This is a genomic window from Niallia endozanthoxylica, assembly GCF_008710145.1.
In the GTDB taxonomy this organism is placed as follows: domain Bacteria; phylum Bacillota; class Bacilli; order Bacillales; family Cytobacillaceae; genus Bacillus_BD; species Bacillus_BD endozanthoxylica.
On record NZ_VYKL01000050.1, the window covers coordinates 1 to 10,470 of the forward strand.

Genomic DNA, 10,470 nt, shown 5'->3' on the forward strand with positions numbered 1-10,470 from the left:
TCCTAAGTACAATCTAAATATAGTAAGAATAATAGAAGAAACATGATTTTCTCTTAACCATTTTACCATTACTACCACTCCTAATATGTTAATTACTTCACAAATAGATTGTACTACATTATCTTGAATTAAAGATAACCTTGTTACTCTTTTCACATTTTTGAAATCTTTCTCTGACAATTTTGTGAACGATAGCTTTGTCTATTGATTTTTTTCCATGATTTAATCTACATACCAAGAGCTTAAAATTTCAGGAATTTTGGAAACACATACGCTCATGTACAACGAAAATGATAATAAATAGTAGATTGGGAAAAGTCGTAAACATACGGTTATTGAACATGTCACCTTTCACCTACGCATGTTGATTATTAGCGGGCAAAAGCTCGCCAACAACCAAATCCCATTCAGATGGCCACCAAGCAATTATTGTTGCTTGGAAATAAAGTTCAATCCAAATGGATTCTATAGTTAGGATTAATTATCCATTAGACTTGCTCATTACATCACATATTGAATAATATGTAATCATCACTTTACGTTTTTTTATCACCAAATATCTATACTGTCATTTACTGAAGATGACAAAAGAATTGGAGTCATTGTGATGTATAAATCCAAGAATTGGTATCGGGCTTACCCTTTATTTCACTACTGTCACTGTTACCCATACCTTCATTTTTTGTTTCAAAGGAATCCTTTCGCTAGGAATTCTATTATTCCATATAGAGTTATGCCCATCTCAGGATTAAGTGAAGTTTCTGCTTTATCTTTATTTGATGTTCAGGTAAAACATGAAACAATAAATGCGGAACAAATAGCTAAGTCCTTGCTGAAGGGAAATTTAACCCATCAGTTTAGTGACATTTTTCAAGCAACAATCTATACAAACGGACAATCGAATTTATATTTCTATGAGACAGCTGCTATCATTTTTGAAGGAAAAAAGGACCGAAGTGAATACAAAGGGACGCAAACGGAAGCAGTTGAAACGGCAAAGGAATTTGTGCAAACAAAAGGAGGAGGACTGCCGCTTGATGCCTTCATTGCAGAGGTGGTTCCACAATATGATACATTAGCAACCACCTCCCAAAGGATAGTAGCCTATACGGTCATTTTCAAGCATCAAATTGATGGGATATTAATTGATGGTACATCAGGTGATTCTATTAGGGTGATTGTAGATAATAGTGGAGTTCCCTACATGTTTAGGATGTGGAGAAACATTATTTCTAAGAAATTGAAAATGACTCCTTCCCTCATTAATGAACAGGAGGCAACAAAAGCTGCGATACAGCACTTTCAAACCGTGTTGAACATAAATAACCAACTCATTTTCCAAAGAATGAAACTAGTCTACTGGTCTGCCTCTTATAAGGAGTTTCAACAATCTTTGCCCTTGGCTTGGAAAATAACGTTAAGCGGAAGAGAGGTTTTTGTTGATGCCGAAACAGGTACTATTCTTTCACCGCTAAAATAGTCCCTATTTAATTTTCAAGAAAAATAAGCAGTGAGTTTTCATTGCATAAAAAAGTTCTCTATGAGAAGGAGTTAAAGTTAAAATGAATAATGGGTATTTTTATCCAATCTCGTATAATTACTCATCTCCGCAATGGTTTATACGCTATTTTTGCGGTTATCCCTATCCACACTATATTATCTGGGTTCCCGTTGCTCTAGGCATGGTTCCAGCTCTTCCCTCTCAGTCATCGTATCAGGCTCAACCTATTAGGCATAAGAATGATGATCCCGTAGAATCCAATCTGCCTAGAACCGGAACCATTTCGATTACGGCAGTAGGTAAATATGAAGAGAATTGGGCCCATCCTTTGGATAATGGAGATGCAGCAGAATTTAAAAAGTATTTACTCAACAAAGGATGGGCAATAGATATTGAACATTATGACGAACATGTGTCCCAAGAAGATTTCGTTCTCGCTGGAAAAACAAGTGATATCATGTTCCATACTGGTCATGGAAGTGATAAAGGCGAATTTCCGCTTTATCCAAAGGGGAAAATATTGACTTGGAAGGACATTGGCCAGTTAACCAAATCTAAAATTATGTTCATGATGACTTGCAGCGTATTAAATGTCACAGAGTGGGGACGGCTTTTACGTAATGGGACGCATCATATTTTTGGATATACTAAGCCCTCTAAGGATCGGGAAGACAAATTCATTATTAGAGAATTTTTAGCTAAATGCTTCGGGGAAGGCGGAATTGCTCCAATGAAAATATTAGACGCTTGGGAATACGTCAATACCACGTACGATGAACCCTGGGCGGTCGTTAGTCACAGAGGAAATATAGATGATTACATGGTTGGGGTTGAATCAGGTCTAACGCAGGATATACTTGGGCTAGATGATATTGTTCGTATTAGCTCAGAAGGGCTAGAAACCATTGAAATTAAGCTGGAACCCATTGACCAGCCAATACCGGCGCCGATGCCGGCGGTGGAGGCACCAATCAGCGGACACCACCATGGACACCATCACCACGCCGCATTTGAATTGCCTTCCTTATATGATGTCAAGGTCCAACATCAAAGATTAGATGTTGAGCGCCTTGCCCAAAATTTATTAAAAGGAAGGGCTATTTTAACCAGGAATAATTTCTTTGATGCACATGTTTATACAGATGGACAATCGAATTTATATGTTTATCCTACGGAAGCAATGATTTATGAAGGGACAAGAGCACGTACAAAATTTAATGGCACACAAGAAAGTGCGGTCCATACAGCCGAGGAATTTGTAAAAACAAAGGGTGGAGGAATGCCGTCTAATGCATATGTGGCAGAGGTCAAAGAACAATACGAATCAGGAGCTGTTGAAACAAACAGAAATATTATTTCGTATACCATCGTTTATAAAAATCGTGTAGAATCGGTGCCCGTTGACGGAAATTATGGTGACTCCATTAAAGTAATAGTAGATAATAATGGTGTTTCCTATATGTTTAGACTATGGAGAGAAGTGACATCAAAAGAGGAAATAATTGGGGCTCCTCCAGTTCATGAACTAGATGCGAGAAAGATAGCTGAAGAGTTTTTTATTAAAAATATGAAAACATTATCCCCGCCAAAATACGAAGATTTAAAACAGGTGTATTGGTCTGCTTCCTTTAAGGAATTCCAAGATAAGCTGCCGGTGGCATGGAAAGTCACGCTAAGCGGTAAGGATATCTTTGTTGATGCTAAAACCGGAAGAGTTCTATCTCAGATCATCGAGTGAAAGCCATAAAGCGGACTCTTTTTATAGGACATTTTTAATAAAGGTCAAGTCACATGGAGAAGATGATTTCTGTATTGAATAGAATTATCTTCTTCTTTCCGTTCCTTTGATATTTGAAATTGTTATTGTAAGTAATATTACTTTTATATACTCCGAATACTCTGACTCCCTTTTACCATTTTATTACAACGAATCGGAACTTATAAAGTAAAAAACACATCCTCTCTAAATGACAGAATGCCACTAAGTGATGATGTGTTTTATTTTTAAAAAAATTAAGGAGAATTGACAGTCAAAGGTTAAAGAATGGGTCTATTAAAGACAAATAAGAATAGAATAGAATAGAATTTAATCATATCTTACATGTACGTTACTCGTTGAAGAATCTCGGTTTAATATTACTTAATAATTAAAGAATCCCAATTTCCCGCCTCGAAGTTTGGAGGATTTAGAATAGTACCAGTCAAGTATTTGTGTAAAATGTTTCCCCTCTCCTGCAAGTCGATTTGTTCCAGCTTGTGAAACGATTCCACTTCCTTTCCAATCAATATTATACCCATTACTCCTATATTGTGTTGGAAAGAGAGAATTATCTTTTTCGTTATACATCCCAATCCTTATTTCCTGAAACACATTCTTAACGTGTGGATCTGTAATTTTTGTTTTTTCCAAAGGTGTGTTTTTAATCCAAGCCTGATAATCAGTAGAATCAGATACATGTGCACCAACTAAGGGAAAACCAGGTGTTCTTACAAAGAACCAAGCGTACATTATTGCACACAATGCTCCAGCTTTTAATGCATGAGAAGAAGATCTCAAATCCCATTCATTTGGCAAGACATGTCTGATATACTCGTAAAAACTAAGCGTTAATACACTGCCAACTCGCCCATTTCGTCTATTTTTCACTAACACTTTAATCGTAGCAGGAGGCGTTCTGACAAACTGTTTCGGCGTTCCCATTACTGTACTTTCCAGCGATGGCTGTTCAATCAGTTTTTCAAGCTCGGGAAGATATTCCTTCGTTGTATTGATTGAGAGCAGTGCCCCCTCCTTATTGACAATCATTCCGCCGTATTCTCTTCTTTTTTGCGCTGCGATGGCTATTCCTTCGTCAACTGTATTAAACCCTTCCCCACTAGCACTGACAATATCTACAGGTGCATTCGAGTAGCTCGCCATCCTCCATTGGTCAGATTCTTTTACCACTGTAGCCACTAAATAATTGATTCCGTTTTGAAGGAACTCAGAATCCTGTTCCACTTTGTACTTGACAGCTACATAATAGGTTTGGGCCTCTCCATATTTATCTTTATAATAATCGTAATTCCCAATGGCACTTGCAAGTTGTTCAGACATGGGCTTACTGGCTACAATCTCCGCATTTTCAATTGCCAGCATTCCTTCCCCATTTTGCCGGCCTTCTTGTGATTCCACTATGGCTTCAAACGCTTTCTTATCCTCATTAACCCAGAGCTTAGTAACCGTCTCCCAATCGTTTGTACTTTGTGCCTGTATATGTTCCCTTATCACAGAAAACGGGTCAGTTTGCCTCAGTGTTGAAATATCATGACGATAAGTTCCTGGTATTTCAAATCTTTGTAGAGATTGATTTGGATACCATATATATCCTGGTTGATGATATCCCAGTCCATAAGCTCCATTTGGATAAGGGTTTCTATATAATTGTGGAATATGCCTTGCATCATACATATACCCTGGATATCCGTAGTACATATCATCACCTGCTTTTTCTTAATACTCATTCTTTATTACAACACTACTATATTATGTTCAATAGTATTCATTTAGAACAAATGTGGAAAGCACCCGAATCAAGATGATTCGAGTGCTTTAAAGCTTGAAACATACTATATGATTTAATAATACCTATCTCATTTCCTCTGCCCGTTTTTTTTCATGGTCCGTTCCGAAACCAATTCCTTTCGAGACAATAATATCAACAGGGGCCACGGACATCTCTGCTAGCTTCCATTGATTATTCTCTTGTACAACCATAGCCAGCATGTAATTAATTCCATTACGATAAAATTCACTCTCCTGATGTACTTGATAATTGATTGCCAAATAGTAAACCTTCACCGTTCCATATTGACTCTTTAATTTATCAACATTAGGAAATAATTGTGAGACTTCGGTTGAGAATTCTTTAGAACTGATTAACCTCGCGTTTTTTATTGTAAGAAGACCTACTTTATTCTTTTCATTCTCTGGGTTAGAAAGAAACGCAATTAAATCTTGTTTCCTAGATTCAACCCATAATGAAGGGATGCTAGACCAACTGTTAGAGTTTTCATAGGCGATTTCCTTCTCAACAACTGAAAATGGTTCAGTTTCACTAGCTACGCTGACACTGACAAGATGACTAAGTAACAGGACAGTTCCAAAACAAACTAATAATCTTCTGTATAAAATATGTATTCCTTCTTTCTATTCATTTTTGTTGTTTGACTTCTTTTACCAAAACCATCTAGATTCATGTAAAGTAACACCTGGATAATCTAACTGTGTATTTGATCTTAACTAGCGTAAATTTCATTTCAGTTGTTGTTTAGGAATAAATAAGATAAATGCATGAAGGTAAGATTAAGACCTCCGTCTTTAACTATTATTCGAATCTCTTAAACAGGATATTCCTCTGCTCTGTCATTTCTTAATTTTTTTCAAAGGAGCTATTTATTTCTTTATAGGAAACACCAAATAAAATCAATCATTTTCATAGTAATAGCTCCTATAATTGATTAAATAAATTAGCAACCATGTTCTTGTGCTTTCTCCATTCACTTATACTATTTCTATTCTTTCCTCTACTGTCAGCTAAATGAGTTTTTTACTTATTTTGGAAAATAATATCAGCGAAAAAGGATAAATGGAATGACTAGCGGATACGATACATGAAAGGACGCTCCGAGACTACATCTCCATATGGAGAAATATAAAAGATAAAAAAATGAAATGGATCATAAAATCAAAACATATACATGCTGAAAATAAAGTGATTGGATTAGAGGTAGAGGATGGCGTGCTTGATGCTAATATCAGGTAGGATGGCTCTAGGGAGATTCATATTCAATCCATTACTGAAAATTAAAACAGCCTCGCTCTAATGATGATAGTTTCGATACGCAATGAAAAAATCCACTAAATTATTTCCACTAAGAAAAACTCCTTTATTCATTGAAAAAGGAGTTTTATATCTTTAATGAATTTGCTTTTCAAATAACACATACCTGTCATTATTTTTTGAAATTCTGCTCCATAACACCAGATTTACCATTAATATTCCTGCTGAAATCAAGAGGATTAACTGCACTCCTAATAAAAACAGTCCACTCACCTGACCAATCATCATAGCAATGACAGGCAGAACGATAATGCCGCCAAGGTTCTGTGCTTCCTGATACGTCTTCACCCTTGCTGATATGAAAATATTCAGCAGCACCGTTAGCAAGATAACCATTGGGGAAAGGCAGGTAATTAACGCTACCCAGTTACCCGATGGAAAGATTAGCTCGCCAAACAAAGGATACCCTAAAGAATTAATAATGACGCCGCAAACGACAAAACTGATGACAGAAACAAATAATGGCGGTAGTAAAGAGGCTACTATCTTACTCAGAAATAACGTTTTAATGGAAATCGGTGAAAACAATAAACTTTCCAGCGTTCGGTTTTCTTTCTCGCCAACAAAGCTGTTAGCGGCCACTGTTGAGGCTGTAATAATCGGAACCAATAAAAATAAGGTTGGAAGCATGAAATGAATGAACATATAAATGATTTGCTGTTCAAGTGTATAAGAAGAAAATTCATCACCCGTTGTACTAGCGAGAAAAGCATCAATTAGTTTCTGTCCATCCTCTCCAGCCATTTTTTCGGCATCAAAAAGTAAGGCGCCTCCCAACACAATGGCAGGGAAAATAACCGAAAACAGAATGGGGATGATAATCATGGTTACCAGTAATGTTTTACTTCTGAAAATATCTTTAAGATCTTTTTTTATTAGAGCTTTACTCATAGAAGTACCCATTAATCATTCCCCCTTACCTTGAAATAAATCGACTGTAAATCATTGTTCATGATTGTAACCGAATAAACCGGATTATTCTTCAGCAAGCTATGTAGCAGCTGCGGGATATCATTTTTAGAAGGCAGATCGAAAGCTACCATAGATTCCCCCAGTACCCTGCATGGAAATCCTGAATACTGCTTTTCTTGCGGCTTAAATGTCGTATTCACTTTCACGGTGACGTTTTGAACATATTTATTCTCTAACTGTATTAAAGTTCCTTGTTCAGCTATCGTCCCCTTTTCAATGAAAGCAAATGAATCGCAAATGGTCTCCAATTGATGCAGGACATGTGAACAAATGATAATGGTGGTTCCTGTTTCCTGATTATATTTTTTTAGATAGGATAAAACCATTTGAATTCCATCGGGATCCAATCCATTTGTCGGCTCATCCAGGAACAAAATGTCCGGTTTATGCAACAGCGCTTTAGCCAAGGCCAACCGCTTTTTCATTCCGGTACTATACTTTCCTGCTGGTTTATCCTGATGTTCATTCAAATCAAACAGGTTAAGAAGCTCAGCCACTCTATTCTGATCTGTTACCCCATATAATTCAGCAAATAGTTCCAGGTTTTCTTTTCCGCTCATCTGGTGATACAGTCCGGCGCTTTCCGTCACAATGCCAGATATTTTTCTAATTTCATCTCCCTCTGTGGCAGGATCCATGCCGTTTACTGAAATGGACCCTTTTTCCGGTTTGATTACGCCGTTCAAAATACGGATAAAGGTCGTTTTTCCTGCCCCATTTGGACCCAATAACCCAACGATTTCTCCTTTTTTCACCTTGAAGTTTATATTTTCTAATACTGTTTGTTGACCAAATGATTTATACAAACCTTCTACATTAATAAAATGATTCATTTTTCACAATCCCTTTTAGAATATTAAAAACCAAACTTGTACAAAAATGGTGGAGGCAATGTGTAAGCTGGCATGGGAAATAAATGATATTTCAAGGCCTTTTTTCCAAAAAAGCCACCCGAAAACGATAGCGCCTAATCCATTTAATATCATCATTCGAATCCATAATATGGTTGTGACCGGTGCCGCCATAGCGGTTGCTCCGTAATGACCGACCGCAAACAATAGAGCGCTTAGGATGATACTGACCCAATAAATAGCAGAACTCGGTCTAGGCTGCGAACGTTGAAACAGTTTCCAAAAACTCCAGACAATGAAGGACATCATTCCCCACCGGAGCATGAGTTCCTCGGTTATCCCTCCATAAAAGATACCGCCAAACGTCATCGATAAATTCCTTGCTTCCGGGGTCAATTTAAATACATCAGGTAGATAAGGCTGGAGGAGAATTTCCAAACCAACGAAAAACATTGCCAAAATAACTCCTGAAATAACGCCTAAACCAATATTGGATTTGAAGGATGTTGTATTTTGGCCCGTTTTCTGATGATGAATCCAATCGTAAATATAGGATTTCAATTCTACTTTTGGAGCCGTCAGCATCCCGATTACAATCGCAATAATCACCAGAATGAATGGATTGATTAATGAAAGCGGAACTAGAACCGACAATGGCAAATCGGGCGCATTCGGAACCGTCTCCAGCTGCTTCTTAAGAGACGGAATAAGGGATGGAACATAAGAGAGTATTCCAATAAAGCCGATAAGTAAAAAAATAAAAAAGGTTTTAACAAATTTCCTATTTCTCATCTGTATCCTCCTTCAAAAAATAATCCTAAATCCCTAAAGGTTTCAATATTCTAATAGATTTTCATTACTTATTATCCTTTTTAATTACCTCCTTACGTTTTACTTAGGTAAAATTTACCATTATATGTATTCCATATAAAAATCTTAAATCCCTTTATTTACTATAAGAATTTCTTTTAAATAAAAAAAGCATTACCGTTTTTCCAGTCATGCATCCGTAGATTACATGACTGTATTCATATTTTCATCGAAAGGGGCAACAAACGGCATAAAGGTTAGAGTATAAAATCCTTAGCAATAGCCAACCTATCCTATAGGTGAATGCTAATGAATAATAAGCTAGAAAAATGAATTGAAATATCCTCTTGGGTTGTTGCTTCGTTACTATTAATTACATTCGTTCCTAGAAAAAGAATTCGAGAAGCTCATGTGACGTTTTTGTTTAAACAAATCGTTACTTGGCTTTTAGGTATCAAAGATAGTTCTTTAAAAATAAATTCACATTTACAAGGTGGTTAAAGTTTTTCTATTAAATACTTGGAAATATATTTTTTCTTTGTGTTTTTTAGTCGAATAAACACTTTTATTGTCGAAACCATTACTATTTTATGAAGCTTTGTTTATAATGGGTCTCATTGCCTTATTTTTTGGATTTTGTTACAGATTAACAGGAGTTTTATGATGAAAACTAAAGTTTTATCTCTGAAAGACCTAGAATATCAAATCGACACCTTGAGAACCCAAATGATTAATATAGGAATTATGAAGGGACTTACCCACCCCGAGACAATCAAACTTAGTCAAGAATTAGATATTTTATTGAATCAACATCAAAAAGCGGCATCCAAATGACCTATATAATCCGCCTATTCAACAATGGCTCTTATTATCATTTTAGAGGGCAAATTTTACGAAAGTAAAAGACGCAAAGCCACGGGCCTAACACATTCATTGTCATGGTAGCCGAGTTGCATAAAATGATCTACAAAACTCACCTTTCTCTATCCTTCTGTTTCTTCTGAGTACTCAAATCCATCTGTTAATCTCCAAAGTATAGCCTTCTACTTCAAGGTTTCGGTCAATTGCGAAAAAAAGACCGTTGGATAAGTTCCCCAGCTTCTTCAACAAAACTGCCCATATAGTACAGTCACTATCTAAAGGTGAAACATGGGGGCGGTTCTGCCGTTTCAATAATCAATCAAACGATGTAGAGTTTATTCTCTGCGGGGATTCTTTGTTTTTCTTCAAGATAAAATTTATCCATACCAAGACTATCATAATAGAAACGTGAGAGCCGTCTCCGTGTTTCTAAGCATTTTTTATTCCGATAGCATATAGAGAAATTTCACTTTTTATTATAAAATTAAAAATAGGGATAAAAGTGTAACAATACAGATGAATGGCGGGATGAGATGATTCGTATGGCAGCAGCTGGTATCGGAGGATTTTTTCTTGTATTTATTGAAGCATA

Annotated in this window: 8 protein-coding genes and 1 riboswitch; of the genes, 3 read left to right on the forward strand and 5 right to left on the reverse strand. The window is 36.4% G+C overall.

Annotated elements, in window-relative coordinates; all coding sequences use genetic code 11:
* Window positions 1-607: 607 nt before the first annotated feature.
* The gene (locus F4V44_RS24735; protein WP_150442678.1) at window positions 608-1,480 is read left to right on the forward strand and encodes a hypothetical protein; all 873 of its coding nucleotides are present in this window, start codon (window positions 608-610) and stop codon (window positions 1,478-1,480) included.
* A gap of 82 nt (window positions 1,481-1,562) precedes the next feature.
* The gene (locus F4V44_RS24740; RefSeq protein WP_150442679.1) at window positions 1,563-3,239 is read left to right on the forward strand and encodes a hypothetical protein; all 1,677 of its coding nucleotides are present in this window, start codon (window positions 1,563-1,565) and stop codon (window positions 3,237-3,239) included.
* A gap of 402 nt (window positions 3,240-3,641) precedes the next feature.
* Here the strand turns inward: F4V44_RS24740 and F4V44_RS24745 are convergent, their stop codons facing one another.
* From F4V44_RS24745 to F4V44_RS24765, 5 genes are all read right to left on the reverse strand, one after another.
* Window positions 3,642-4,976: a SpoIID/LytB domain-containing protein gene (locus tag F4V44_RS24745; protein ID WP_150442680.1), complete on the reverse strand. Its 1,335-nt coding sequence runs from the start codon at window positions 4,974-4,976 to the stop codon at window positions 3,642-3,644.
* Window positions 4,977-5,129: 153 nt separating this feature from the next.
* Entirely contained in the window at window positions 5,130-5,327 is a 198-nt protein-coding gene (locus tag F4V44_RS24750; protein WP_150442681.1) for a hypothetical protein, read from the reverse strand.
* A 1,132-nt stretch (window positions 5,328-6,459) separates the two neighbouring features.
* Window positions 6,460-7,287, reverse strand: a complete 828-nt coding sequence (locus F4V44_RS24755) for an ABC transporter permease subunit (protein WP_150442682.1) — start codon at window positions 7,285-7,287, stop codon at window positions 6,460-6,462.
* The gene (gene ccmA / locus F4V44_RS24760) at window positions 7,287-8,189 is read right to left on the reverse strand and encodes a heme ABC exporter ATP-binding protein CcmA (protein ID WP_150442683.1); all 903 of its coding nucleotides are present in this window, start codon (window positions 8,187-8,189) and stop codon (window positions 7,287-7,289) included. The genes F4V44_RS24755 and ccmA overlap by 1 nt, the downstream gene beginning before the upstream one ends.
* Window positions 8,190-8,204: 15 nt before the next feature.
* Window positions 8,205-8,999, reverse strand: coding sequence for a CPBP family glutamic-type intramembrane protease (locus tag F4V44_RS24765; protein WP_150442684.1), 795 nt, complete (start codon window positions 8,997-8,999; stop codon window positions 8,205-8,207).
* Window positions 9,000-9,680: 681 nt separating this feature from the next.
* On the opposite strand from F4V44_RS24765, the gene F4V44_RS24770 reads away from it, so the two are divergent.
* Window positions 9,681-9,851, forward strand: coding sequence for an aspartyl-phosphate phosphatase Spo0E family protein (locus F4V44_RS24770; protein ID WP_150442685.1), 171 nt, complete (start codon window positions 9,681-9,683; stop codon window positions 9,849-9,851).
* Between the two features lie 38 nt (window positions 9,852-9,889).
* A riboswitch (cyclic di-GMP riboswitch) is annotated at window positions 9,890-9,975 on the forward strand.
* Window positions 9,976-10,470: the final 495 nt, after the last annotated feature.